The organism is Silicimonas lutimaris (genome assembly GCF_047314965.1).
Lineage (GTDB): Bacteria > Pseudomonadota > Alphaproteobacteria > Rhodobacterales > Rhodobacteraceae > JAVJUV01.
Genome location: NZ_JBLBVK010000056.1, coordinates 70,184 through 95,427 on the forward strand (window position 1 = coordinate 70,184; position 25,244 = coordinate 95,427).

Consider the following 25,244-nt stretch of genomic DNA (forward strand, 5'->3'; position numbering starts at 1 on the left):
TGAGGGACACATGACCGGGAAAACACCCACATATTTCAATGAAATGTTCGAGAACGGTTCCGTCCGGCCACCCTATGCCGGGCTGGAAGACTGGGCCCGCGACATGCCCGACGAGTTCCGATCTCTCAAGCAATCCGAGGCCGAGGCCCTGTTCCGCCGGATCGGCATCACCTTCGCCGTCTACGGCGAAGGAGGCGACCCGGACAGACTGATCCCCTTCGATATGTTCCCCCGCGTCTTCGCCGCCGATGAATGGCGAAAGCTGGAGCGCGGGATCAAACAACGTGCCCGAGCGCTTAATGCTTTCCTGATGGACGTCTACGGTCAGGGCGAGATCGTCAAGGCCGGCCGCATACCGGAACGGCTGGTCTATCAGAACGAGGCCTACGAGAAAGCCGTCGTCGGCTTCAAACCGCCACGCGGCGTCTATTCCCACATCGTCGGCATCGATCTCGTACGCACCGGCCCGGATGAGTTCTTCGTACTTGAAGACAACTGCCGCACGCCCTCCGGCGTGTCCTACATGCTGGAAAACCGCGAGATCATGATGCGCATGTTCCCGCATCTGTTCCGTGAAAACCGCATCGCCCCGGTCGAAAGCTACCCGGCGCAGTTGAAACGCACTCTGGCCTCCGTCGCTCCCCAGAAATGCGAGGGGGATCCGACTATCGCGATCCTCACACCCGGCCATTTCAACTCCGCATATTACGAACACAGCTTTCTTGCCGACATGATGGGCGTGGAATTGGTCGAGGGTCAGGATCTCTTCGTCGAAGGCGACTTCTGCTGGATGCGCACGACGCAAGGCCCGAAGAGGGTCGACGTGATCTACCGCCGTATCGATGACGCCTTCCTCGATCCGCTCTGCTTCCGTCCCGATTCGATGCTGGGCGTTCCCGGCCTGATGAACGTCTACCGCTCGGGTGGTATCACCATCGCCTCGGCCCCCGGTGCCGGGGTGGCCGACGACAAGGCCATCTACACCTTCGTCCCCGACATGGTGCGCTTCTATCTCGGTGAAGAACCGATCCTGAACAACGTGCCCACCTGGCAATGCGCCAGGCCGGACGAACTGAAATACGTCCTCGACAACCTCGGCGACCTCGTCGTCAAGGAGGTGCACGGCTCGGGCGGCTACGGCATGCTGGTCGGTCCCCGCTCCACGAAGGAACAGATCGAGGCGTTCCGCCACAAGATCGAGGAAAACCCCGACAACTACATCGCCCAGCCGACGCTCGCCCTCTCGACCTGTCCGACCTTCGTCGAGGAAGGCATCGCGCCCCGCCATGTCGACCTGCGCCCCTACTGTCTTGTCGGCGAGACCATCGAACTGGTCCCCGGCGGCCTGACCCGCGTCGCGCTGACCGAAGGCTCGCTCGTGGTCAACTCGTCCCAGGGCGGCGGCGTCAAGGATACATGGGTGATCGCAGAATGACCCTTCTCGCCCGCCACGCAGACAACCTCTTCTGGATCGGCCGCTACGTCGAGCGCGCCGAAACACAGGCGCGCCTTCTCGAAGTGGGCGCGCGCAACGCGCTCATCCCGAACACCTCCGGTGGCTTCCGCAACGAATGGGAAAGCGTGCTTTCCGCCACCGGCGCAAACCTTGGGTTCGTTCAGAAATACGGCGACGATGTCCGCCAGCGGAACATCGAAAGCTATCTCTTCTTCGACGAGGACAATCCATCCTCGGTCTTTTCCTGCATCTACGCGGCCCGAGAGAACGCCCGCATCGTGCGAACCGCACTGACAAGCCAGTCATGGGACGCAATCAACTCCGCCCTTCAGGAAATCCGCGAACTGAAACGGACCGAGCGCTCCAAGCTCTCGGTCAATGACCTGATCGACTGGACCCTCCGGCAGGCCGCGCTTATCCGAGGTACGGTCGAGGACACCCAGCTTCGGATCGACGGGTACGATTTCCTGAATATCGGGCTCTACCTCGAACGCGGCGACAGCACAGCGCGGCTTCTTGACGTGAAATATTTCGTTTTGCTTCCGCAGATCGACTATGTCGGTTCGGGGCTCGACAACTACCAATGGCGCACGATCCTGCGGGCCATGTCCGCGCACCGCGCCTTCAACTGGGCTTACGGTGGCGAGGTAACACCGCGCAAGATCGCAGATTTCCTGATCCTGAATCGCAAGTCGCCCCGTTCGCTGATTACCTGCGCCGAGGAGGTCAACTGGCATCTCGACCGGTTGGCACGCGCCTATGGCCGTACGACGGTGGCCCAGACCCAGTCCCGCAACATTCTGGCCTACCTCGCGGAAGTAACCGTGGACGACATATTCGACGAAGGCCTGCACGAGTTCCTGACAAGGACGATCAGCGAAATCGCCTCGCTGTCCTCGACCATCACGAATGTCTATCTCAGCGGGGAGATGCGGTGATGCGGCTGGAAATCAGGCACGACACCACATACGAGTTTCACCCGCCCATGCGGGGCGTCGTGCAATCGCTCAGACTCTGGCCCTCCCGGTTCGAAGGACAGGCCGTCGTCGACTGGAGCGTTGTCGTCGAAGGGGCCGTGCGGGGCGCAGGCTTCCGGGACGGTGCCGGCGACAAGATCGAGACAGCCGTAGTCATGGGCCCGGTCGAAACCGTAGTCGTCTCAGTCGCGGGCACGGTCGAAACAACCGATCTCGCAGGCGTCCTGCGAGGTCATCGCGAAAAGATCAAACCCGCCGCCTACCTGCGGCATACCGGCTTTACCAAGCCGGACGCCGCCCTGTCGGATCTTGCCCGGTCGGCGGTGGACCAGACCTCCGGGGCTCTTGAACGCGGGCATGCCCTGTCGAATGCCATAGGTGACGCGATCGCCTATACCCCCGGACAGACCGATCACAACACCACGGCGGCCGAAGCGCTGGCCGCGGGGCACGGCGTCTGTCAGGACCACGCCCACGCGCTGATCGCCGCTGCACTCTCACTCGACATCCCGGCGCGCTATGTCACGGGCTATCTCCACGCCGAGGGCGGCATCGCCGAGGCCAGCCACGCCTGGGCCGAACTGTACGTGCCCGACCTTGGCTGGGTCGGCTTCGATCCTTCGAACGGGGTCTGCCCGAACGAGCATTACGTACGCATCGGTTCAGGCTTCGACGCGCTCGACGCCGCTCCGATCCGCGGCGTCGCCCAAGGCCGGGGAACCGAGGCGCTGAAGGTAGACGTCAATGTCGTAGAGGCCGCGCAATAGGCCGCGCAGGAGAGGCCTGACACCGGAAAGTATGCCTTCTGCGCTATCTGTGCTACCCTGAAGTCTCACACTCACAGGGGGATGGACGATGTCCATGATTGCACGCTGGCACTTCGAGGCGAAGTTCGGCCACAAGCAGGAAGCTATCGCACTCAGCAAGGAATGGGACGAACAGATCGGCAAACAGACCGACCTCGATTTTGACGGGACGCGCATGTTGTCGGGTTCGGTCGGAGCGAAAGAGGCAGAGGTTCAGGTCGAGTTCGAGATCGACGGCCTCGACGAACTTCAGACGTTCTTCGACAAGATCGCGTCCATAAAGATGCACGAGGACTGGGGCAAAAGGATGGGCGAGGTGATCGTCTCCGGCTCCACGTACTGGGAAGTTTTCCGTATCGTGGACTGACCCGCCGCTGCCACGGCCGACATGAGACCGGCCGGCCGGCGCCGACCGGAGCGCCGGGTTTAGCTACTGCGTTTCGGCCGGCGCGGATGTGGTCTGTCGGGCATCTCCTTCAGCAACCCGCCGACCCCCATCGCGGCAATGTCGGCATCGGTCACCCTTAACCCGGCCGCCAGACGCTCCAGCACCCAGTCGGCCCCGTTCAACGCGGGCGAACGGGCACAGCCCGGCAGTCCGACCACGGGTTTCCCCCGAAGCGTTCCCATGAACAGCAGGTTTCCGGGATCGACCGGCATGCCGAAACGCTCGACGGAACCGCCGGCCGCGACAACGGCAGCGGGCGCGACATCCTGCCGGTCCGACGTAGCCGACGCACCAAGGATCAGCGTCAGATCGGCGTCGCCTCTAAGGGCAGCGGCGACCGCGGCGGTGTCGTGATCGACGATCGCGACCTCTTCCAGCCGGTAGCCCAGAGCGGTGACGCGATCTCGCACGACCGCTTCGCCCTTCTCCAGCAGACTGTCCTTGAACCCAGCGGTCCGCGTCAGCACCAGACAGGCTCGCCCGCCGCGAAACGGCAGATGCCGGATTGACGCACTGCCCAACGCCGCCGCGGCGCGGTCGACAACCTCCGACGGCACTCCGTAGGGGATGATCTTCACCGTGGCGACAAGCTGGTCGGCCTCGACCCGCATAAAATCGGCCAGTGTCGCCAGCGTGACGCCTTCATCCACCGCATTCATCGCGGAGACTGCGGCGGCATCCACCCTAACCAATCCGGCCGCTTCGGCAATCAGGTTCACGCGTCCCGTCGAAGCCGGTCCCAACCTCAGCCCGGGGCCCTGCAGGCTGTCTGCGATACGCCCCGCCGCCGCATCCTCGGACAGATCCCCCGGCTCGAAGCGGGCGACGACCACGGCATCCACGCCACCCGATGCGAGACGACGCAGGTCTTCAGTTCCCAGAACGGTCCCCTTGCGAATGACGCCATCCGCGACCTTCGCGGAATGCGCCAGAATAGCGCCCTCCGCGTCACCAACGGGAACAGTCCCAAACTTCACGGACGCGCGCCCGGACGGGTTTCGGGCCGCCTCAGCCGCTCGGTCATCTCCGCCATGATCGACACGGCGATCTCGGCCGGGGACACCGCCCCGATGTCCGCGCCGACGGGCCCGTCGATGCGCGCGATCACCGCCTCCGGCAACCCGGCCTCCGTCAGGGCCGCGACACGCTTGGCATGGGTCCGGGTCGAGCCAAGCGCCCCGATATAGAAGGCCTCGCTGGCCAGCGCCACCTGAAGGGCGGGCGTGTCGATCTTGGGGTCATGACTCAGCGTGACAACCGCCGTCCGCGCGTCCAGCCCAAAGGCTTCCAGCGCCTCATCCGGCCAGCCTTCCAGGAATGTCTCTTCGGGGAAACGCGACGCGCTTGCGAAACTGTCCCTGGGATCGCAGAGAACGACATCATACCCCGACAGCTTCGCCATCTGCACGAGGGGCTGCGCGATATGGACCGCCCCCACCAGAACCAGCCGCAGCGGCGGATTGTGGACGCCGCGGAAAACCTCGTCCTCGCGCACCGACCTGTCGGTCCTGAAACGCTCTTCCAGATCGGCATCCGAGACATCGCGCTCCAGAAGCCGGCGGGTCCAGGTCGCGGTATTCACCTCCCAGACAACCGGCCTCCTGGCGGCCCGCGCGGCGACAAGCGCGCGCAATTCCTCGACGGATGGTCCACTGCCCATGCCAACAGGCTCGACCATGACCTCGATCTCACCGCCGCAGGCCAGCCCGACTTCGAAGGCACTGTCGTCCGAGACACCGAACGACAGAACCCGGCAGGTTCCGTCGCGCATCGCGTCGACCGCCTCGAAGATCACTGCGCTTTCCACACAGCCGCCTGAGACCGAGCCTTCAAAGGCCATGTCGGCGTCGATCACCAATTGCGCTCCAACCGGTCTCGGGGCCGAGCCCCAGGTCTTGACCACCGTGGCCAGTGCCACCTGGCGGCCCTGCTCGATCCAGTCCAGGGCCAGTTCGGGTATCGTGTTGTCCATGAACGCGCTCTCCTCCGGTTCGATAGGATACAGCAGGAAGGCAGGCGATGGAAACGCATGTCCGCGTTCATCGATCGTTAAGTCGCCGTGCGTAATGCTAGGGGCGGGAGGTCGGGGGAAAAGCGGGCAGCCGGCATTTTATTCAAAGTGTCTCGGACGTGAGTCTTCCCTGATCTGGCCCGTCAAAATCCAGATAAGACCCCGGATCCGCCATAAATAGGCCCGAATTCCCGGCGATTGTTTCCATGTAGACGCCATTGCGGCGTCTCCATCTTCCTCCCTGACTGGACTGGCCGTCTTTTAAAGACGGCCATTTTTTTCTCAGCGGTAGACCTGATCCTCAGTCGGAAACTTCCGTTCCTTCACATCGTCGGCATAGGCCGCGACCGCGCTCTCGATCTGGTTCAGCAAATCGCCGTAAACCTTAACGAATTTTGGCGGGCGGACATTCAGACCAAGCATGTCCTCCAGAACAAGGATTTGCCCGTCGCACTCTGCACTCGCACCGATCCCGATGGTCGGAATGTCGATCTGCCGGGTGATGCGGGCGGCAAGCGGCTCCACCATGCCCTCCAGAACAACGGCGAACGCCCCGGCTTCGGATACGGCCCTCGCATCCTCTTCATGCGCCGCCCAGGTATCCTCATCCCGGCCCTGCGTCTTGAACCCCCCCATCACATGGGACGACTGCGGTGTCAGACCGGTGTGCGCCATCACGGGAATCCCACGCTCGACGAGGAAATGAATCGTCTCGGCCATGCGCGCCCCGCCTTCCAGCTTCACCGCACCGCAGCCGGTTTCCTTCATGATCTTGGCGGCGTTCCGGAACGCCATGTTGGGGCTTTCCTCGTAAGTCCCGAAGGGCATGTCGACGACGATCAGCGCCCGCTTGGTCCCTCGAACAACCGCACGCCCATGCATGATCATCAGATCCAGTGGAACGCCTACGGTCGTCTCCATCCCGTGCATCACCATGCCCAGGCTGTCACCGACAAGGATGAAGTCAGCGTATTTGTCCACGATCGCCGCGGTATGCGCATGGTAGCTTGTCAGCGACACGATCGGGTCTCCGCCCTTGCGGGCCGCGATCTGCGGCACGGTCATCCGGCGGACGGGTTTTGCGGGTTCGGTACTCATGGAACTATCTCCCTCTGGTCGATCAGAAGAACGGCGTCCTCGCCTTCTCCGAATTCGACGGACATCATGATGGCGATCGGACGGTTCAGCGGCCCTTCGACCGGTTCGAAACTCTCGGGGTCCACGACATCGAAGGCCATGAGTTTACCACTCGTCCGGCCCTGCACCATCTCTTGAACGTCCGCCTTCAGCCCCGCCACGGTCGATGCCGTTCCCATCAGTGTCTCGGCATGGTCAAGGCATTGATTCAGAACGACAGCTTCCTTCCGGTGTTCCGGTGACAGGCGAATGTTTCTTGACGACATCGCCAGGCCGTCGGACTCCCGCACGGTCGGCACGCCAACGATTTCCAGCGGCATGTGCAGATCTCGCACCATCCGCCGGATCACCGCCAGCTGCTGGTAATCCTTTTCGCCGAAATAGGCGCGATCAGGTTGAGCGATGTTGAAAAGTTTCGTCACCACTGTTGCCACGCCCCGGAAATGCCCCGGCCGGACAAGACCGTGAAGTACATGCGCCAGCCGCGTCGTCTCGACGATCGTCTCGTCACCCCGCGGATACATTTCTTCGACCGAGGGGATCAGCACGGCATCCACCCCGGCGGACCGGAACATCTCCAGGTCCTGCGCTTCGGGCCTTGGGTATTTCTCCAGATCGGCGGCCTGGCCGAACTGCGTCGGGTTGACGAAAATGGTCGTTACGACCCGGTCGTTCCCGGATTTCGCTCTCTCGACCAGCGCCATGTGCCCGGCGTGAAGCGCGCCCATGGTCGTCACAACGCCAACGCTCTCGCTCGCGGCGCGGAACGTCGCGATCTCGGCGCGATACTCTGCTATGGTGCGACAAACCTTCATGGCCGATGCTTAGCTTGTCGCACGTGGACCCTCAAGACGAAGGCGCAGGGCTCCTCGCGTCGTATTTTGCCAAGATTGAGTCGGATGAACCTGACGAACCGCCCGGAATTGCGCTTAAATCGCGCACGAAACGGGAAGGAATCGGTCTCATGAAAACCCATGTCAAAGCTCTGGTCGTCGGCGGTGGCGCGGTCGGCACCTCCATCGCGTATCACCTCGCCAAGGCAGGCTGGTCCGACGTGATGCTGCTCGAACGCGACGAGCTGACCTCGGGTTCGACATGGCACGCGGCTGGCCTCCTGCCGCTGTTCAACATGTCTTACGCCACGACCCACATCCACAAGTACTCGGTCGATTTCTACAAATCGCTCGAGGCGGAAACCGGCCTCAACCCCGGGTTCTACGTCGTAGGCAACCTGCGCATGGCCCAGACGCAGGACCGCATGGACGAATACATGCTCTACGCCTCCACCGCCGAGACCTGCGGCGTTCCCTACGAATGGATGACCCCCGACCAGATCAAGGAGCGCTGGCCGCTGGTGCGCACCGACGACCTGAAGGGCGCGATCTACCACCCGACCGACGGCTACATAAACCCTGCCGACGTGACCCAGGCCATGGCCAAGGGCGCCCGCCAGCGCGGTGTCACGATCGAGCGCAAATGGCAGGTCGACGGCTACACCTGGAAGGGCGATCACTGGGACGTGCTCTGCACGAAGATGGTCGAAAAGGGCGGCAACCTCGTCCCCAGCGACGAACAGGTCACCGTCCACGCCGAACATGTCGTCACCGCCACCGGCAACCACGCACAGCGCACCGCGAAGCTCCTCGGCATCAAGATTCCCGCGATCCCAGTCGAGCACCAGTACATCGTCACCGAACCCGACCCGGCGCTGGTCGAGTGGCGCAAGACCAACCCGGAGCACCCCGTCCTCCGCGATGCCGACGCCAAGTGGTACGTCCGCGAGGAGCGTGGCGGCTGGATTTTGGGACCCTACGAATACGGCGCCCCCGCCCGCTTCGAGTACGCCGTCCCCGACAGCTTCCGGGCCGATCTCTTCCCGCTCGATCTCGAACGGATCGAGGAAGAGTACATGTCGATGATCCACCGGATTCCCACCTCGGAAACGGTAGGGCTCAAGGACGACTTCAACGGCCCCATCTGCTACACTCCCGACGGCAACCCGCTCCTCGGCCCCGCACCCGGCCTCCGGAACATGTGGCTGGCCGAAGGTTTCTCCTTCGGGATCACCGCCGCCGGCGGCACGGGCGAATATCTCAGCCAGGTCATGGTCGAGGGCGAGGCCGAGATCGATATGGCCTCCCTCGATCCCAAACGCTACGGCTCCTGGATGACGACCGAGTACGCGGCGCGGAAGAACGAGGAATGCTATTCCCACGTCTTCATCCTGCACCACCCGGACGAAGAGCGCGAAGCCTGCCGTCCCTTGCGCACCGCGCCGGTCTATGACCGCCAGAAGGCGCTCGGCGCGCAATTCGGTCAGGTCAACGGCTGGGAGCGCCCGAATTACTACGGTCCGCTCGACGCGCCCGACAGCTTCGACCACGACGCCCGCTCGTTCCGTCGCGGTGGCTGGTGGCAATACGCCAAGGCCGAGGCCGAGGCGATCCGCGGCGGCGTCGGCCTGATCGACGCCACCGCCTTCACCAAGCATCTCGTCCGCGGCCCGGGGGCCACCGCCTTCCTCGACCACTTCACCTGCAACCGGCTGCCCAAGGTCGGTCGGATCAACCTGACCTATGCGCTTACCTCCGCTGGCACGACACGCACCGAATATACCATCGTCCGGCTGGCCGAGAACGAATACTACCTCATCTCGGCGGGCGCCTGGACAGCCTATGACGGTGATTTTCTCCTGAAATCCGCCGACGATTTCATGGTCTCGGGCGGCGGATGGGTCGATATCCACGACGTCACAACCCAATGGGGCGTTTTCGCCATTGCCGGCCCGAAATCCCGCGACGTTCTGAATGAACTCGTCAAGGATGCCGACCCCGCGACGGTTCTCTCCAACAAGCGTTTCCCCTGGCTCTCCTACCGCGACATCGAGCTCGGCATGTGCCCGGTCCGCGCGGTCCGCGTCGCCTACACCGGCGAATTGGGCTGGGAGCTTCATCACCCGATCGAGATGCAGCGCTACCTGTGGGATCAGCTTCTCGCCGCTGGCGAAAAGCACGGCCTGAAACTCGTCGGCGCCCGCGCTCAGAACTGGCTCCGGCAGGAGAAATCCTACCGCGCTTTCGGCACCGAACTCGGCCGGGACGCCACCCCTCTCGAAGCCGGCCTCGACCGCTTCGTCGATCTCGACAAGGATTTCCATGGCAAGGCGAGGATGCTGGAAACCGGCCTCCGCTCCATGTGCGTCACTCTCCTGATCGACGGCCCCGACGACGCCGATCCCTGGGGCCGCGAAGCGCTCTACTCGGGCGACACACGCGTCGGCCGCCTGACCTCGGGCGGTTATTCGGTGGCCTTCGGAAAATCCATCGGCATGGGCTACGTCAGACCCGACCTCGCAACGCCCGGCACGAAGCTCAAAGTCCTGATCCAGCGCAAGCTCTGGGATGCCGAAGTCACCGAGGACAGCCCCTACGACCCGAAGAACGAGACGATCCGAAAGGACGGCTGATAGCCTTGCCTCAAGACGGTTCACGGAAACGGCCTGACGCCCGCCCCGTCATCTTGCCGTAAATATGCAAATGGCCGAACCGCGCCACCGCGCGGTGGGTTTGGGCTCAACGGAGACATCAAGCAATGTCCGCCTTACGTCTGCTTGGCGGACGAAACGGCCTTCAAGCTTCGTTATCTCAACTCTGGCCTGACTGCCTTCGAAAAGCTGACATCGCCCACCACAATCTGCTGGACCGGCGCACAGCCGTTTTCGGGGAGGTTGAAGTGCTGCCAGGCATTCACCGCGAACTTCCTTGGGGAAAAGGCATATATCCATATATCAATGAGGCCGACCTTGGGGGGCAAAGTTACAGTAGACGCTCCAAGCAAGACGTCGCGCCATGCTTCTTCCATGAATTCGAGCTCCATGGAGGCTGCAATATATTCCTGGTCGACCAGCGCCACCTCTCTGTCACCGGCAGTCTGGGCGACGAGAGCATGTGTGATTTCATGTGTCAGCAATGCTTTCAGGGTGACATTCGCGGGGAGACCGGCGTAGGCTTGGTCCTCTTCCAAAAGCGCATCCCAAGTTGACGGATTGGTGACGCGAACCAGATCGAATTCGCAGTAAAAGTAGGCGAGGCAGTTCGCGAGCGGATGGCTAGCTCCATCCGCAATTTCTATCGTCAGCACGCGAGACTGTTTCAACCCGCAGACTTCCAACTTGTCGCGAATTTCCGTTGCCATCTCGCAGAGCTGGAGAGTCATTGTGTCGTCATTTGCATCCACCGCGAACATCGGATCCGCACAAACCAATGGTCCGCAAAAAGCAGGAGACAGGGATATCCATACAAGCGTGGCTAGGACTGCGCAGCGGCTCGAATTGATAGAGTTTCTCGGAATACCCATGTTCTGCCGTATTCCTTCAAAGTGTCCTTGGCGTCAGAAAAGTTGTTGCACCTCAGCAAGAAAGCGGCGGCTTCGCCCGTTCTTACGCGCCAATACCGAGCTCAGGCGACGCGATCGTCGCTGATTAAATCAGCAAAGCAGAGCAAACGGTTGGTGGAAACCGAAACTCTCGATTGTTTGCTACTTCTGGACTGACTGAAGGTAGTATACGAGCGAAAGGACACGTCCGCGAGTTACCATGTCTGCGGTCTCTCCACGCTGGCTCGTTGCCGATGCTTGGAAGCGCTCACCCCAGACCGGCATCGTACTCCCATGCGCCCGGATACCATCGCGACCGTCGATGGTGGTCAGAACTTCTTCGAACGGAAACTCGCCGTCGTTCCCTTTCGAGAGTTCCGTGAGATTTGGAGTGGTGATGCTCAGAAGCCCGGCAAGAGGCCCGTCACCCATTGCACTCTCACCATGGCACCCCGCGCAAGCGACCATGTACTCCTGTTGGCCAGCGACGTCGGCAATGACAGGGTTACTGGTCAGCAGCAGGGCTGCAACGAAACTTGCAAGAGTTCTCGAGTGTTTCATGATTGGCCTCCCAAGCAAATAGATATGGTTGATGCTATGAATGGTGCCAACACGATCGAACATGGCGCATTGATCTAAGACAATTCCTCCAATTTCGCGGCATGAAAGCCTGTCTCAAGCTTTGCCGACATGTCCGCATCGGGCTCCCAGCGGGCCATGGCCATGTCATAAACAAAAGACCGCTCTGCAAGTTAACCGGACCTGAACGAGAGCCCAAGAGACTCGTGCCGTTCGAACCCTGCGGGACGCGGGCCTGACAGGCCTGCGTCACCAGCTCCGGTGACTGGGGGAAACCCCATCCAAGACGGCCAAGGATCGCACCGGCCCGCATCGGCGGCGCCGCCACCCTTGCTTCCACCGGGATCGCTCCCGGCACCCCGGATCGCGCAAGATCAGGCGCCGTCCGGGCCTTTTCCATGCCCGGCGTCCAAATACTGACAAATCATGAACCGGGCGACCGCCCTTGCCATACACTTTGCCATACGGAATGCCGACGCTTTGCAGACGGAATGCCGACAGCGTCGCCGAGCCGGATAGCATATGATTTACAATGACTTGCGCGCCCACCCAACGGCAAGTCCCGGGTTTTCACCCCGGACCATCGCACGCTTCCCGCCAGGCATTACCCCACCGAGCGCAGGCAACACCCCGGACAAACAAAAAACCCCGCCGAAGCGGGGCTTTTCGATCCTGTTCGGAAAGGATCAGGCTGCAGCCTGGGCCTTCACGATCTCTTTCTTGATCTTCAGCGCGCTGGGGCTCAGCTCGGCGTCTTTCGCCTTGAGCAGATAGGCGTCCAGCCCACCGCGGTGATCAACCGTGCGCAGGGCCGACGACGACACCTTCAGCCGGAAGGTCCGGCCCAGGGTTTCCGACATCAGCGCAGTTTCGGTCAGGTTCGGCAGGAACCGGCGCTTGGTCTTGTTGTTGGCATGGCTGACATTGTTGCCAGTCATCGGGCCTTTTCCGGTCAATTCGCAACGGCGCGACATGGTTTTCGTCCTTCGATGTTCGTCTCGTCGACCAGACCCACCGGGGCCTCGTCAATGCAAACGGGCAGCGCCATCGGCCCTGCCCAAGAATCCGTCCGCGCGGAATACGGTCTCTCCCGCTCCGCGTCAAGCCCCGGATGGCTCATCCTGTCGGAAAGGCCTCCACGACCGCCCGGGCGCTGCCCCCGGGATTGTCCAGGAACATCGCATGGCCCGCCTCCGGCACCACGACGACATGCACTCCCGCAGCGCTCAGCATCGCCGGGTCCGGCACATCGGGAGCCAGGCCCTCGGCCAGGCTACGGTCGCCGAAAATGAAGGTCCGTGGAATCGACATGCCCAGAAAGGCGTCGCCAAAACCGGGCTCCAGCCCGACCAGCGCCGCCGCGTTGCCCCAGACAACGGCCGGATCCGCACTTTCCCAGCCATCCGCCAGCCAGGCGGAGCCTACTTCCCGCAACCGTGCGCCCAGAGCGGCGCAGCCACCTTCGATGAACGCCTGCCTCTCGTATCGCATGATCCGCGACGAGGTGGCGCCACCGCCGGGGACAAGATTTCCCTCTCCGATTCCCAATCGGCCGACCAGCCTCGGATGATCCAAAGCCAGTCGGATCGCCACCGAACCACCCATAGAATGGCCCAGCACGTCCACGGCCTCCAGGCCAAGCGCCTCAAGCACAACCGCAACGCAACGCGCATGCGCGGCAAGGCTGAAATCGAAATCCGCCGGGCGGTCGGACGCCCCCGATCCCAGATAGTCGATAAGGATGATCCGTCTGCCGGCCAGCACCGGGCCTTCGATCATCGCACCGAAGACCGACAGGACCGGCACGCTCAGCGCCGGCAAGACGACCAGAGGCCGGCCCGCGCCGCGCTCATGCCAGCGTAGCGTCGCACCGAATTCCGGGAAACTAATCTCTCCCATCAGTCCGATCCCCCCAGTCGCGCCAGCACATCAGAGGCAGCCGCGCCCGGCGCACGCCGCCCTTCGGCAACCTCATGACCCAGAGCATCCATCGCGGCCTCGGCCTCGGGGTCCTCCTGCAGGCGCCGCAGCAAACCTTGCCGGACCTCATCCTCGAACCAGTGCCGCGCCTGCGCCGCGCGCCGCGCCCGCCAGAACCCTGTGTCGCGCCGGAACTCCGCCAACTCCGACATCGCCGCCCACGCCTCGCTCAGCCCGGCACCCTCGACAGCAGAGACCGGCATGGCCTTCGGATAACCTTCGGGATCGCCCTCGCGTTTGCGCAGAAGCCGCAGCGCGCCGGCATAGTCCGCGACGGTCCGCGTTGCGACTTGCTTCAAGGCGCCGTCGGCTTTGTTCACGAGAATCAGGTCTGCGATCTCCATGATGCCCCGCTTCACGCCCTGCAACTCGTCGCCGCCCGCAGGCGCAATCAGCAGGACGAACAGGTCCGACATATCCGCCACGATGGTTTCGGATTGCCCGACACCAACCGTTTCGATCAGCACAATGTCGAACCCCGCCGCTTCGCAAAGCGCAACCGCATCGCGGGTGCGCCGGGCGACACCGCCCAGTTGCGTCTGACTCGGCGAAGGCCGGATAAAGGCTTTCGGATCGCGCGCAAGGCGCTCCATCCGCGTCTTGTCGCCCAGGATCGACCCGCCGGTCCGCGCCGACGATGGGTCCACCGCCAGGACCGCGACACGCAGCCCTTGTTCGGTCAGCATGCAGCCGAATGCCTCGATGAATGTCGACTTGCCCACGCCTGGCGTGCCCGACAGTCCGATCCGCAACGCTTGCCGTTCGGAGTCGGCCAGCACTTCCAGCAGCCGGTCCGCCTTCGCCCGGTGATCCTCCCGCGCACTTTCCACAAGCGTGATCGCCCGCGCCAGCGCGCGGCGATCCCCAGCCCTCACGGCCCCTGCCAAAATCTCGATCTCATCCGTCATCGGCGGCGACCTTGGCCTTTGGCAAGGGGCGTGTCCAGAGCCACCCGCAGGCTTTTGTCACGCGCAGGGCTGGCATCCGGCGCGGGCTGCGCTATGGCAGGGACATGGACAGGCTTCCGATAGACGACGCGCTCCCTGATCTGATCGACGCGCTCCGCAAGGCGGGCCGCGCCGTGCTTCAGGCGCCGCCGGGCGCGGGCAAGACCACGCGCGTACCGCTTGCCATGCTGGACGCGGGCCTGACCGCGCAAAAGATCGTCATGCTGGAGCCCCGTCGCCTTGCCGCCCGTGCCGCCGCCGGGCGCATGGCCGAGACCCTGGGCGAAGACGTGGGGCAGACGGTCGGCTATCGCATCAGGGGAGAGGCCAAGACCTCGAAATCCACCCGGATCGAGGTCGTAACCGAGGGCATCCTGACCCGAATGATCCAGTCCGATCCATCGCTCGACGGTATCGGTGCGGTGATCTTCGACGAATTCCACGAACGCTCGCTCAACGCCGATCTCGGCCTTGCCCTTGCGCTCGAAGTCCGCACGGCACTTCGCGACGACCTGATCCTCGTGGCCATGTCCGCGACGCTCGACGCCGCCCCTGTGGCCCGGCTGATGGACGATGCGCCCGTCATAACCTCCGAGGGACAGAGCTTCCCGGTCGAGACGGTCTGGCTCGACCGCCCTCTGCCCCGGGATATCCGCTTCGAACGGGCCATGGCCGACCTGATCCACCGCGCTGCGCACGAGACCACGGGTGGCATGCTCGCCTTCCTGCCCGGCGAGGGCGAAATCCGCCGCGTCGCCGCGGCGCTCGATCTGCACGGCATCGAGATTCTCCCGCTCTACGGCGCCCTGCCCTTCGCCGCCCAGCAAAAGGCGCTGGCACCGGCCAAGGGCCGCAAGCTGGTGCTTGCCACCGCCATCGCCGAAACCTCGCTCACCATCCCCGATATCCGCGTCGTCATCGACGGTGGCCGCGCCCGCCGCGCGCGGTTCGATCCCGGCTCCGGCATGTCGCGGCTGGTGACGGAGCGCGTCACCCGCGCCGAGGCCGACCAGCGCCGGGGCCGCGCAGGCCGTGTCGCCGAGGGCACCTGCTACCGACTCTGGACAAAGGGCGAGGAAGGCGCACTCGACGCCTATCCTCCCGCCGAGATCGAAGCCGCCGATCTGGCGGGTTTAGCGCTCGAACTGGCCGAATGGGGTTCCGACGACCTGCGCTTTCTCACCCGCCCCCCCGAACGCCCGCTTGCCGAGTCGCGGTCGCTTCTGGCTGACCTCGGCGCGCTGGACGCCGCCAATCGCATCACCGAACATGGCCGTACCCTCGCTGCCATGCCGCTCCATCCCCGTCTCGCCCACATGCTGGCCGTCGCGGGCAAAACCGCCGCCCCCCTTGCCGCCCTTCTGGCCGATCAGGACCCGCTTCGCGGCGCTGGCGCAGATCTCTCCCGCCGCCTCGCGGCCCTCAGCAGCGACAGACGCGATCCCCGGCTCGACCGCATCCGCGCCGAGGCACGGCGGCTCGAACAGCTAGCCAAGGGCAGCCATCGCACCGATCCCGCCGAACAGGCCGCACTCGCCTATCCGGACCGTATCGGCCTTCGCCGCCCCGGCGACGATCCGCGCTGGCTGCTCTCCGGCGGCAAGGGCGTGAAGATGGACGCGGCCGATCCGCTGGCGTCCCAGCGCCTCCTCGTCGTCACCGACACCGACGGTCACCCGACCGAGGCCTCCATCCGCACCGCTCTCGCAATCTCCGAAGCGGCGCTCCGCGACGTCCTCGCCGACCGCATCGCCGAGGCGCGCTTCGCCGAGTGGTCCCGCCGCGACGGGCGCGTGGAGGCGCGGGTCGAGGAACGCCTTGGCGCCATCGCGCTGTCATCGAAACGCTGGACCGACGCGCCGCCCGAGCGCATCGCTGCCGCCATGCTCGACGGCATCCGCCAGCTTGGCTTCTCCTTCTCCGACGCCGCACAGCGCTTCCGGGCCCGCGTGGCGCTTGTGCGGGCGGCAGGCCACGACCTGCCCGACATGGGCGACGCCGCCCTGATGGACACGCTCCAAGACTGGCTCCTCCCGCATCTATCCGGCGTCCGCTCCTCCGCCGAATGGCGAGCGTTCGATCCCCTGCCCGCACTCCGCGCCATGCTCGACTGGGATCAGACGCAGACGCTCGACCGTGAAACTCCGGCCAATTTCGAAACACCCCTCGGGCGGAAGATCCCCATCGACTATTCCGGGACCGACCCCGAGATCGCGCTTCGCCTGCAGGAGATGTTCGGCGTCACCCGTCACCCGGTCGTCGCCGGACGCCCGCTCCGCGTCACGCTCCTCTCGCCCGCCGGACGGCCCGTCCAGACAACCATGGACATCCCCGGCTTCTGGGCCACCTCCTATGCCGATGTGCGGAAGGACATGCGCGGTCGCTACCCCAAACACCCCTGGCCAGAAGACCCGACCGTGGCCGACCCGACGCTTCGCGCCAAGAGGCGCGGTGAATAAGCCACCTGTTGACATAACCGGCACATCGCCCAGACTGGCTTTCGGGGGGAAACGCCATGACCCAACCGGAATTCTGGATATCGATCGGCAGCACCTACAGCTATCTGACCGTCTCTCGCCTGCCTGCAATCGAGGAAACCACGGGCATCCGCTTCGACTGGCGTCCGTTCAGCGTCCGCGAGATCATGATCGAGATGGACAACATCCCGTTCGCGACCAAGCCGGTTAAGGCCGCCTATATGTGGCGCGACATCGACCGGCGCGCGAAGATGCATGGCCTTTCGCCAGTGCTGCCCGCGCCATACCCGCTGAAAGAGTTCGATCTGGCGAACCGGATCGCCGTTCTGGGCCGCGCGGAAGGCTGGGCGCGCGACTATATCGCGGCCACCTACAAGCTGTGGTTCGAGAAAGGTCTCGAAGCAGGCGGACCCGAGAATCTCACCCGTGCACTGGCCCGGATCGGTCAGGACCATAACCGGATCATCGCCCGCGCCATGTCGGACGACATCGAGACGGCCTACCGCGCTGCAACGACCGAGGCACGCCAGAGAGGGATTTTCGGCGCGCCAAGCTTCGTCATAGACGGCGAGCTCTTCTGGGGTGATGACCGACTTGAAGACGCCCTGTCCTGGTTCCGCGAGACGCTGCATCACACGTCCTAGACAGCATCAGCCAGCTACTTGAACAGAGCCGCATACCTCGGGGCAAAGAACTTGGTGAATTCCCGAACCTCTGGCCGACGATAGGCGTCGGGGGACACCAGCATCACATGTTCGGCCGACAGTTCTTCCGGCGGGTCGAAACAGCAGATCAACGACGGATCGCCCTCTGCCATCTTCAGGTTGGCGATACCAAGCCCCCGTCCCGCGCGGATCGCCGAGTGCATCATGTCGGTCTCGGAAAACGACAGAACGATCTGATCCGGGGTGGCGTACTTCAAAAGCCACTGGTGAAACACCTGGGGAATGTCGTCACGCTGGAATGTCAGCAACCTGTGCCCCGCCAGATCGTCGGGCGAAGTCGGCAGCCCGTATTTCTCGGCATAGCTTGGTGAACCGAACAGTGAAAACCGCGCCGTGCTGATCTTGCGACAGATCAGGTCCGGTTCAATTGGCGAACGCGTAATCCGCAGGGCAACATCCGCCTCCCCCGCCATCAGGTCCAGAACCTGCGAGCCGGGAAGAAAATCGAACTTCACATCCGGCCTTTGCTCAACGAAATCGCTGAAGATCGCGCTGATCCGGGACGAAAAATTGGCCCGATTTGCCGTCACGCGGATTGGACGGCAGGCCTTCAGCCCCTGCGCCTTGTCCTCGAAATCCGCCGCCGCCTTTTCGAATGTCTCGGCGATCGGCAACAGGGCCCGCGCCACCTCGGTCGGATGGAACCCGCGCGTATCCCGCTCGAACAGCGTCAGCCCGATCTCGTGCTCCAGCGCGTCGATCCTCCGGGCCACGGTTGGCTGCGCGATATCCAGCCTGCGCGACGCGGCAAGGGTCGATCCCTCACGCATGACGGCAAGAAACACGCGAACATCGGACCAGTTGCGGAATGCGCTCTTCATTTTTGAATAACAGCACAACGCCAGCGCCAATTCCAGCAAATTGCTCGCCCCGCTAGCCTTGGATCAAGGCATCATACGGCAAGGATCAAGCACATGACCCACACGGCACTTCCCGCTTTCGCTCCATCGCTGACCGAAACTCTGTTTTCGTGGATGCGCTCCATCCGCCCGTCCCGGACACCAGTCGCTCCTGCCACGCCTGACGAGACCCGCGCACGACGTGACTTCATCATCGATATGCTCGATGAGAAGGCGACAGCGCTGGCCAGCGAAGCGGACGTGCAGACCATGATGCTGATCTATCCCTGCCGGTTCTGAACGGGCAAAAAAACGCCCCCGGGAATGACCCGGGGGCGTCCGTTTCAATGTCGTCAAAACTCAGTCGTAGTAGTAATAACCGGGATTGAGGGAGAACTGTCCGCCTATCGCATGGTCACCGGTTCCCGTCGTCAGGGTCCCGCCAATGCCGCCAGCGACCTGGTTTCCGGTTTCACCGTAGATGCCACCCATGAAGTCGAACGTTCCTTCCGCACCGCCAGTTGCGAAAGCGCTGCCAGCTACGCGGCTGCCCGAAATCGCGCCGTCAATTTCTCCGAAGACGGTACCCGAACTTCCCGAGGACTCTTCCTCGCAGCATAGAGATTCGCTGTAGAAACTGCCGAAGAACACACCGTCGATATCACCGCTGGCAAAGTCCAGCACCATGCCCATCGAACCGCTCATCGACGCCGTTTCGCCGCTCATCGCGAAAGATCCGCCATAGGTGGCTGCATCTGTCGTCAGGGCATCTACCGGCGTTTCCAGTCCATAGTTGCCAGAGCCAAACCCGTCGGATCCATAATAACTCCAGTATTTTGCGTAGTCCGGGTTTGTGTCCGAGTTGAGGTACACAGTTCGTGTTCCATCAGTGTAATTTCCGTAGAAGTAAGAACCGGAGTCATAATACGACGTCCGTGTCGGGAATTCGCGCTCCGGCCCGCCATCGACCGAGACATAAGCGGTCGAACGATCCTCGCTGACGCGGACCAGAACCTGACTGACCGTACCGTCGGAGTTCCCGACAAAGCCAGGAACACCCTCGCCTGTAATCTGGTCTATCGGAGTTGTTTCACCATCATTGACGACGGGCACATAGATATTGCCCGGCAACATGGCGCTGCTCAGGACTTCGCCATTCACGACAACTTCGTCGCGGATAAGGCCACAGGCAGAAACCGAGAGCAAAGTCGCGGCAAGCGCGCATTTAGTGAAGAATTTCATTTGGCTACCTTCATTGAACAATCTCATGAAGGCGTTTCATTCTCGGTTCAGGGCGGAAAAATGGCGCAATCCGCCCGAAATCCGGCTTCCGAGAAATAAACGATTAACCAAGAAATTCTCTGGCAAATTAGCAACAATATTCCCGCATAGACTGTATTGTTCAGCGCCAAAAATCTACCAGCGATTGAGCGCCGCCTCATCCTCGTCTTTGGCAGCAACCCATGAATCGCCGTCTTTGCCGAATTCCTTCTTCCAGAACGGCGCGCGTGACTTGAGGTAGTCCATCAAAAACTCGGCGGCTGCAAAGGCGTCGCCCCGATGCCGGGCGGCGGTGGCGACCATCATGATCTGGTCTCCGGGCTTCATCGGACCGAAACGGTGGATGATCATCGCGTCCGTCAGCGACCAGCGCTCGACTGCTTCGGCCCGGATCTTCTCCAGCGCCTTCTCGGTCATCCCCGGATAATGCTCGATCTCCATCGCGGTCAGCGTGCCCGCCTCGTCGCGCACCAGCCCCGAAAAGGTCACAACTGCGCCTGCGCCCTTGGATGCGGCCGTAAAGGCCTCCACCTCGGCGCCCATGTCGAAGGGCGCGTCCTGAACCCGGACGCTCACCCTCCCGTCATCGGCGGGAAGAAAGCCACTTCCCGCGCGTCCCCGATAGCCGCCGACAGGTCCTCGACCAGTTCCTGGTCCAGCGCCGCGCGCACGGCAGTGATGTCCGAAAAAGCCAGCGCATGGGCATCCGAGCGCGCCTTCAGTTCCTCGATCAGTTCGGCCACGGTGCCCGCTTTCGTATCGATGCGCTCCTTCGGCGCTCCGATCCGTTCGCGCAGCCATGCGAAATACAAGACGTCGATCATGCCTCGTCCTTCAGGTAAGGCAACGATTTCCTGAAATAATCGAAACCCGTGATTAGGGTCAAAGCGGCAGCAACCCACAATAGCGCAACGCCGACCCACCAGGTGACCCAGTAAGCCTGCTGAATCAGCCGAAGGTTCAGCGGATCATCCCCGCCCTCGAAAATCTCGGCGATCACCGAAGCGTCCATTCCGACGGTGCGTTCGATCAGCATGTGCTGGAATATGCCCGTCGCGAAAAGCACCGCGATGGATACCATCTGCGCCGTCGTCTTCCACTTGGCCAGCTTCGTGACCTTCAGCGTTCCCGCCGTGTCACCAAGAAACTCCCGAAGCCCCGAGACGAAAACCTCGCGGAACATGATCACCGTCGCGGGCAGCAGGATCCAGGGGTCCATGCCCGCGTATCCGGTGATTACCAGAAGCGCGATGACCACCATCGCCTTGTCGGCAATCGGGTCCAGCATGGCGCCCAGCTTCGATTCCTGCTTCCAGAGGCGCGCCAGGTAGCCGTCGAACCAATCGGTGACCGCCGCGCTGACAAACAGAAGCAGCGCGAACCAATCCGCCCAGGGGCGCGTGAAATACAGAAACATTAGGACCACGCCCGGCGCCGCCAGCAGCCGGAGAGTCGTCAGGATGTTCGGGATCGTCCAGGTCATGTCACGGGAATAATCCTCCTGCCGCCCGAGGGAAAGGGCTTGCTTGACCAAACGGCACGGTACGATGATGTCATGTGCAATTAACACCGGAAGACTATGTAAGCTCGTATGGGTATCACGCTTGCAAAACGCGAAGGCTACAGCAGGGCCGAGTATCTCTCGGACATGGCCGTCCATCTTGCCGGAATTCTGGCAGTCACGGCGGCGGTGCCCGTCCTGATTGTCCTCGCGGCCCTTCTCGACGGCAACGTGTGGCAGGTAACCGCAGCGTCGGTCTATGGCGCTTCGCTCTTCGCGATGATCGGCTGTTCGGCACTCTACAACATCTTCCCGCACCCCGACTGGGAATGGCTTTTGCAAAGGCTCGACCATTCCGCGATCTACCTGAAAATCGCGGGCACCTATACCGCCTTCGTGCTGATCGCCGGGCACGGCTTTGCGCTTGCCGCAGGTCTGTGGGCGGCGGCAGCGGCTGGAATATCGCTCAAACTGATTTCCCCCGCGCGATGGCGGCTGGTCGGCCTCGCCCTCTATATCGGCATGGGTTGGGCGGCGACCCTCGTGGGTTGGGATCTCTTTCGCAACCTGCCGGGACCTGTTGTCACGCTGGTTGCGACGGGGGGCCTGCTCTACACGGTCGGCGTCGTTTTCTACCTCTGGGACAGGCTGCCGTTTCACAACACCATCTGGCACTGCTTCGTGCTTGCAGCCAGCCTGACGATCTATTCCGGCCTCGTCGTCGCCGTCGTGCTTTGAAGCCTCAGAGAAACTCCAGTGCGGTGACCTTCGCCCGGAAGAACGGGAAATAGTCTGGCGTGTCGATCAGGTTACCGCCATCGACGCGGGTGGGCACCCGGAAACCGTCGAACGTGCGATATTCGGACAGCAACCCGCCAAACGGCTGCAAACGGTATTCACCATCGGAGTTCGCGTTGCTCCAGCGTTCGATGACCACTTTCAGTGGCGCACCGTCTTCTCCGACCGTGATATCGACCCACTGCGTAAATGCGCCGAAGGTCACGGTCGCCCGCGCTACGTCGTCACCCCGCGCCTCCCACGTCACGGTACTGGACGGAAAAAGCGCGGCAGGGGCCCAGAAGGCCGCCTCCGACACCACACGCCCGAAAGCCGAGCGGTGATGGTCGGGATCGCCCGAAATGCGCACCACAGGCGCCAGGTGAAAAAGCCAGAAGCGAGTCCATGAAGTCTCCGGCAACGCCGCGTCGGAACCCGTGATCATCCCGGTATTGAGCCGCCACAGCAAACCGTGCGGCGGAGCCAGGATCTGTCGCGCCCTCATCGGCTGGTACTTCGGATTGTCCTTCGTCCCAAGGCCAAGCTGCCCGTCCATCTCGATCACCGCGACCGTGCTCAGCCGGGTGCCGGGAGCGATCGTGAAATTGAAGTACCGCCGCGCCGGTTCCGGCAAACCGGCAACCATCGCCGGGTCGAAAACCGCCACGCTGTCCGCACCGACCGACGCCAGCCGCGACCAGGCGGCATTGGCCCGCACGGTATCTGTCAGCCGCCAGAGCAGCAGCCCAAGAACAACCGTCAGGATCAGGGCCAGGAACAGTTTCAGAAAGACCATGCGAAAAGGCTACTTCTCGTGGAAGAAATCATAGATCGTCTCGGCGATCGTATCCGAAATCCCTTCCACGGCCTTGAGGTCGCTCAAATCCGCGCGCGCCACCGCCTTGGCCGAGCCGAAATGCGCGAGAAGCGCCCGTTTCCGGGTCGCGCCCACGCCAGGCACGTCGTCCAGCGGCGTGGCGCCCACGGCCTTCGACCGCTTCGCCCGGTGCGCGCCGATCGCGAAACGGTGCGCCTCGTCGCGCATCCGCTGGATGAAATACAAGACCGGGTCGCCACGCTTCAGAACGAAAGGCCGCTCCTTGAACCGATGGAACTCTTCCTTCCCGAGGTCCCGGTCGATGCCCTTGGCGACACCCACCATGGGTACGTCCTCTACGCCAAGCTCCACCATGATCTCGTGGACCGCGCTGACCTGACCGGCGCCGCCGTCGATCAGCAACAGATCGGGCCATGCGTCCGACTGGCGGTCCGGGTCCTCTTTCAGCAGCCGCTTGAACCGCCGCGTCAGGACCTCCTTCATCATGCCGAAGTCGTCGCCGGGCGTCAGGTCCTCGCCCTTGATGTTGAATTTCCGGTACTGGCTCTTAACGAACCCTTCAGGCCCCGCCACGATCATCGCGCCAACCGCATGGGCACCCTGGATATGGCTGTTGTCGTAAACCTCGATCCTCGACGGCGGAGCGTCCAGATCGAACGCCTCCGCCAGACCCGCGAGCAGCTTCGACTGCGTGGCGGTTTCCGACATCTTGCGGGCAAGGCTTTCCCGCGCGTTGCGCAATGCCCCCGCGATCAGGTCCTTCTTCTCGCCCCGCTGCGGCACCTCGATCCGCACCTTCCGCCCTGCTTTTTCGCTGAGTGCCTCCGAGACCAGGTCCGCGTCCTCGATCTCGTCCGACAGCAGCACCAGCCGGGGGGGATCCTTCTGGTCATAGAATTGCGTCACGAAGGCCTGCATCACCTCGGCGGCCTCAGCCCCCGAGCCAGTGCGCGGATAGTAATCCCGATTGCCCCAGTTCTGGTTCGCGCGGATGAAGAACACCTGCACGCAGGCCTGCCCGCCCTCCATGTGCAGCGCGACGACATCCGCCTCGGTCACACCCGCCGGGTTCACAGCCTGGCTGCCCTGCACATAGGTCAACGCCTTCAGGCGATCGCGCAATGCGGCCGCGCGCTCGAATTCCATGGCGTCGGACGCCGCCTGCATCTCGGCGGCCAGCGTCTCCTGAACCTTGGTCGTCCGACCCTGCAGGAACCGCTCGGCATCCGACACCAGCCCGGCATAGTCAGCCTCGCTGATATAGCCGACGCAAGGCGCGCTGCACCGCTTGATCTGGTACAGAAGGCAAGGACGGGTACGACTCTCGAAGGTGGCATCGGAACAGTTCCGCAACAGGAACACCTTCTGCAACTGGTTCAGGGTCCGATTCACCGCCCCGGCCGAGGCGAAGGGTCCGTAATAGGCGCCCTTCTCCTTCTTCGCGCCCCGGTGCTTCTTGATCTGCGGAAACGCGTGCTCCTTCGAGACAAGGATATTCGGGAACGATTTGTCGTCGCGCGCCAGCACGTTGTAACGCGGCTTCAACTGCTTGATCAGGTTCTGTTCCAGCAGCAAAGCTTCGACCTCGGTCCGCGTCGTCAGGAACATCATCGAAGCCGTATCGCGGATCATCCGCGCGATCCGCGGGGTATGGCCCGTCGGTCGCGCATAGGACGACACCCGCGCCTTCAGGTTCCGCGCCTTGCCGACGTAAAGAACCGCACCTTTCTCATCCAGCATCCGATAGACGCCCGGCGACGCGTCCAGCGTCCTCAGGTAGGACTGGATGACTTCGTGGCCTCTAGGGACGGGTTTTGTCGGTGTGTCGGTCATCGGTCTAGTATGAAGCGATTCTGAATCTGGCTGCACCGACTGGCCGTCGGCGGCAAGGGCAAACCTGTCCACGGAATCTGTGGATAACCCTCGGGAGAACTCTGCGGCACAGGGAATTTTCTGTTAGTTTCAGGAGCTTTCATGTCATTGCACAATTTTTAGGCAATTGTCTAAATAATTGATTTCATTTAATATTTTTTTCGCGTTAAGCAAAATGTTGAAAACATTAGGTATTTTGTAACACATTGGTGAAGACCC

Annotated in this window: 25 protein-coding genes; 9 read left to right on the top strand and 16 right to left on the bottom strand. The window is 62.8% G+C overall.

What is annotated here, in order from left to right; translation table 11 throughout:
* Nucleotides 1-10: 10 nt before the first annotated feature.
* From ACKLNI_RS17810 to ACKLNI_RS17825, 4 genes are all read left to right on the top strand, one after another.
* Entirely contained in the window at nucleotides 11-1,435 is a 1,425-nt protein-coding gene (locus ACKLNI_RS17810) for a circularly permuted type 2 ATP-grasp protein (RefSeq protein WP_413720445.1), read from the top strand.
* Entirely contained in the window at nucleotides 1,432-2,394 is a 963-nt protein-coding gene (locus ACKLNI_RS17815) for an alpha-E domain-containing protein (protein WP_413720446.1), read from the top strand. The genes ACKLNI_RS17810 and ACKLNI_RS17815 overlap by 4 nt, the downstream gene beginning before the upstream one ends.
* A complete protein-coding gene (locus tag ACKLNI_RS17820; RefSeq protein WP_413720447.1) occupies nucleotides 2,394-3,200 on the top strand; it encodes a transglutaminase family protein in 807 nt (268 codons plus the stop codon). The genes ACKLNI_RS17815 and ACKLNI_RS17820 overlap by 1 nt, the downstream gene beginning before the upstream one ends.
* A gap of 88 nt (nucleotides 3,201-3,288) precedes the next feature.
* Complete coding sequence (locus ACKLNI_RS17825; protein ID WP_413720448.1) at nucleotides 3,289-3,606, top strand: hypothetical protein; 318 nt, start codon at nucleotides 3,289-3,291, stop codon at nucleotides 3,604-3,606.
* Nucleotides 3,607-3,665: 59 nt separating this feature from the next.
* Here the strand turns inward: ACKLNI_RS17825 and ACKLNI_RS17830 are convergent, their stop codons facing one another.
* From ACKLNI_RS17830 to panC, 4 genes are all read right to left on the bottom strand, one after another.
* Nucleotides 3,666-4,664: a molybdopterin-binding protein gene (locus tag ACKLNI_RS17830; RefSeq protein WP_413720449.1), complete on the bottom strand. Its 999-nt coding sequence runs from the start codon at nucleotides 4,662-4,664 to the stop codon at nucleotides 3,666-3,668.
* Entirely contained in the window at nucleotides 4,661-5,659 is a 999-nt protein-coding gene (locus ACKLNI_RS17835; RefSeq protein WP_413720450.1) for an XdhC family protein, read from the bottom strand. Before ACKLNI_RS17835 ends, ACKLNI_RS17830 begins: the two co-directional genes overlap by 4 nt.
* Nucleotides 5,660-5,980: 321 nt before the next feature.
* Entirely contained in the window at nucleotides 5,981-6,796 is an 816-nt protein-coding gene (panB, locus tag ACKLNI_RS17840; RefSeq protein WP_413720451.1) for a 3-methyl-2-oxobutanoate hydroxymethyltransferase, read from the bottom strand.
* Nucleotides 6,793-7,650: a pantoate--beta-alanine ligase gene (gene panC, locus ACKLNI_RS17845; RefSeq protein ID WP_413720452.1), complete on the bottom strand. Its 858-nt coding sequence runs from the start codon at nucleotides 7,648-7,650 to the stop codon at nucleotides 6,793-6,795. The genes panB and panC overlap by 4 nt, the downstream gene beginning before the upstream one ends.
* 149 nt (nucleotides 7,651-7,799) lie before the next feature.
* Here panC and ACKLNI_RS17850 point away from each other — a divergent pair, with 149 nt between their 5' ends.
* Nucleotides 7,800-10,301, top strand: a complete 2,502-nt coding sequence (locus ACKLNI_RS17850; RefSeq protein WP_413720453.1) for a GcvT family protein — start codon at nucleotides 7,800-7,802, stop codon at nucleotides 10,299-10,301.
* A gap of 173 nt (nucleotides 10,302-10,474) precedes the next feature.
* Here the strand turns inward: ACKLNI_RS17850 and ACKLNI_RS17855 are convergent, their stop codons facing one another.
* The 5 genes from ACKLNI_RS17855 to meaB form a co-directional block, all read right to left on the bottom strand.
* Nucleotides 10,475-11,080, bottom strand: a complete 606-nt coding sequence (locus ACKLNI_RS17855; protein WP_413720454.1) for a DUF6639 family protein — start codon at nucleotides 11,078-11,080, stop codon at nucleotides 10,475-10,477.
* A gap of 291 nt (nucleotides 11,081-11,371) precedes the next feature.
* Nucleotides 11,372-11,770 (bottom strand): c-type cytochrome, encoded by a 399-nt coding sequence (locus ACKLNI_RS17860; protein ID WP_413720455.1) that lies wholly within the window; start codon nucleotides 11,768-11,770, stop codon nucleotides 11,372-11,374.
* Between the two features lie 704 nt (nucleotides 11,771-12,474).
* Nucleotides 12,475-12,762, bottom strand: coding sequence for a 50S ribosomal protein L28 (gene rpmB / locus ACKLNI_RS17865; protein WP_413720456.1), 288 nt, complete (start codon nucleotides 12,760-12,762; stop codon nucleotides 12,475-12,477).
* A 142-nt stretch (nucleotides 12,763-12,904) separates the two neighbouring features.
* Nucleotides 12,905-13,687, bottom strand: coding sequence for an alpha/beta fold hydrolase (locus tag ACKLNI_RS17870; protein WP_413720457.1), 783 nt, complete (start codon nucleotides 13,685-13,687; stop codon nucleotides 12,905-12,907).
* On the bottom strand, nucleotides 13,687-14,676 hold the full coding sequence (gene meaB, locus ACKLNI_RS17875) for a methylmalonyl Co-A mutase-associated GTPase MeaB (protein WP_413720458.1): 990 nt from the start codon (nucleotides 14,674-14,676) through the stop codon (nucleotides 13,687-13,689). The genes ACKLNI_RS17870 and meaB overlap by 1 nt, the downstream gene beginning before the upstream one ends.
* A 104-nt stretch (nucleotides 14,677-14,780) precedes the next feature.
* On the opposite strand from meaB, the gene hrpB reads away from it, so the two are divergent.
* Together hrpB and ACKLNI_RS17885 are read left to right on the top strand one after the other, a co-directional pair.
* A complete protein-coding gene (hrpB, locus tag ACKLNI_RS17880; protein WP_413720556.1) occupies nucleotides 14,781-17,174 on the top strand; it encodes an ATP-dependent helicase HrpB in 2,394 nt (797 codons plus the stop codon).
* Between the two features lie 56 nt (nucleotides 17,175-17,230).
* A complete protein-coding gene (locus tag ACKLNI_RS17885) occupies nucleotides 17,231-17,836 on the top strand; it encodes a 2-hydroxychromene-2-carboxylate isomerase (protein WP_413720459.1) in 606 nt (201 codons plus the stop codon).
* 14 nt (nucleotides 17,837-17,850) lie between these two features.
* Here the strand turns inward: ACKLNI_RS17885 and ACKLNI_RS17890 are convergent, their stop codons facing one another.
* The gene (locus ACKLNI_RS17890) at nucleotides 17,851-18,738 is read right to left on the bottom strand and encodes a LysR family transcriptional regulator (RefSeq protein WP_413720460.1); all 888 of its coding nucleotides are present in this window, start codon (nucleotides 18,736-18,738) and stop codon (nucleotides 17,851-17,853) included.
* Nucleotides 18,739-18,831: 93 nt separating this feature from the next.
* On the opposite strand from ACKLNI_RS17890, the gene ACKLNI_RS17895 reads away from it, so the two are divergent.
* Nucleotides 18,832-19,056 (top strand): hypothetical protein, encoded by a 225-nt coding sequence (locus ACKLNI_RS17895; RefSeq protein ID WP_413720461.1) that lies wholly within the window; start codon nucleotides 18,832-18,834, stop codon nucleotides 19,054-19,056.
* 60 nt (nucleotides 19,057-19,116) lie between these two features.
* Here ACKLNI_RS17895 and ACKLNI_RS17900 read toward each other — a convergent pair whose 3' ends face one another.
* The 4 genes from ACKLNI_RS17900 to pgsA all read right to left on the bottom strand — a co-directional run bounded on the left by ACKLNI_RS17900 (nucleotide 19,117) and on the right by pgsA (nucleotide 21,520).
* On the bottom strand, nucleotides 19,117-19,998 hold the full coding sequence (locus tag ACKLNI_RS17900; protein ID WP_413720462.1) for a hypothetical protein: 882 nt from the start codon (nucleotides 19,996-19,998) through the stop codon (nucleotides 19,117-19,119).
* Nucleotides 19,999-20,172: 174 nt separating this feature from the next.
* Complete coding sequence (locus tag ACKLNI_RS17905) at nucleotides 20,173-20,613, bottom strand: molybdenum cofactor biosynthesis protein MoaE (protein ID WP_413720463.1); 441 nt, start codon at nucleotides 20,611-20,613, stop codon at nucleotides 20,173-20,175.
* Nucleotides 20,610-20,861, bottom strand: coding sequence for a molybdopterin converting factor subunit 1 (gene moaD / locus ACKLNI_RS17910; protein ID WP_413720464.1), 252 nt, complete (start codon nucleotides 20,859-20,861; stop codon nucleotides 20,610-20,612). Before moaD ends, ACKLNI_RS17905 begins: the two co-directional genes overlap by 4 nt.
* Nucleotides 20,858-21,520, bottom strand: a complete 663-nt coding sequence (pgsA, locus tag ACKLNI_RS17915; protein WP_413720465.1) for a CDP-diacylglycerol--glycerol-3-phosphate 3-phosphatidyltransferase — start codon at nucleotides 21,518-21,520, stop codon at nucleotides 20,858-20,860. The genes moaD and pgsA overlap by 4 nt, the downstream gene beginning before the upstream one ends.
* Before the next feature lie 108 nt (nucleotides 21,521-21,628).
* Here pgsA and trhA point away from each other — a divergent pair, with 108 nt between their 5' ends.
* Nucleotides 21,629-22,276 carry a PAQR family membrane homeostasis protein TrhA gene (gene trhA, locus ACKLNI_RS17920; protein ID WP_413720466.1) on the top strand — a complete coding sequence of 216 codons (648 nt, stop codon included), beginning with the start codon at nucleotides 21,629-21,631 and terminating at the stop codon, nucleotides 22,274-22,276.
* A gap of 4 nt (nucleotides 22,277-22,280) precedes the next feature.
* Here trhA and ACKLNI_RS17925 read toward each other — a convergent pair whose 3' ends face one another.
* On the bottom strand, nucleotides 22,281-23,111 hold the full coding sequence (locus ACKLNI_RS17925) for a DUF6544 family protein (RefSeq protein WP_413720467.1): 831 nt from the start codon (nucleotides 23,109-23,111) through the stop codon (nucleotides 22,281-22,283).
* 9 nt (nucleotides 23,112-23,120) lie between these two features.
* The gene (uvrC, locus tag ACKLNI_RS17930) at nucleotides 23,121-24,986 is read right to left on the bottom strand and encodes an excinuclease ABC subunit UvrC (protein WP_413720468.1); all 1,866 of its coding nucleotides are present in this window, start codon (nucleotides 24,984-24,986) and stop codon (nucleotides 23,121-23,123) included.
* Nucleotides 24,987-25,244 lie beyond the last annotated feature (258 nt).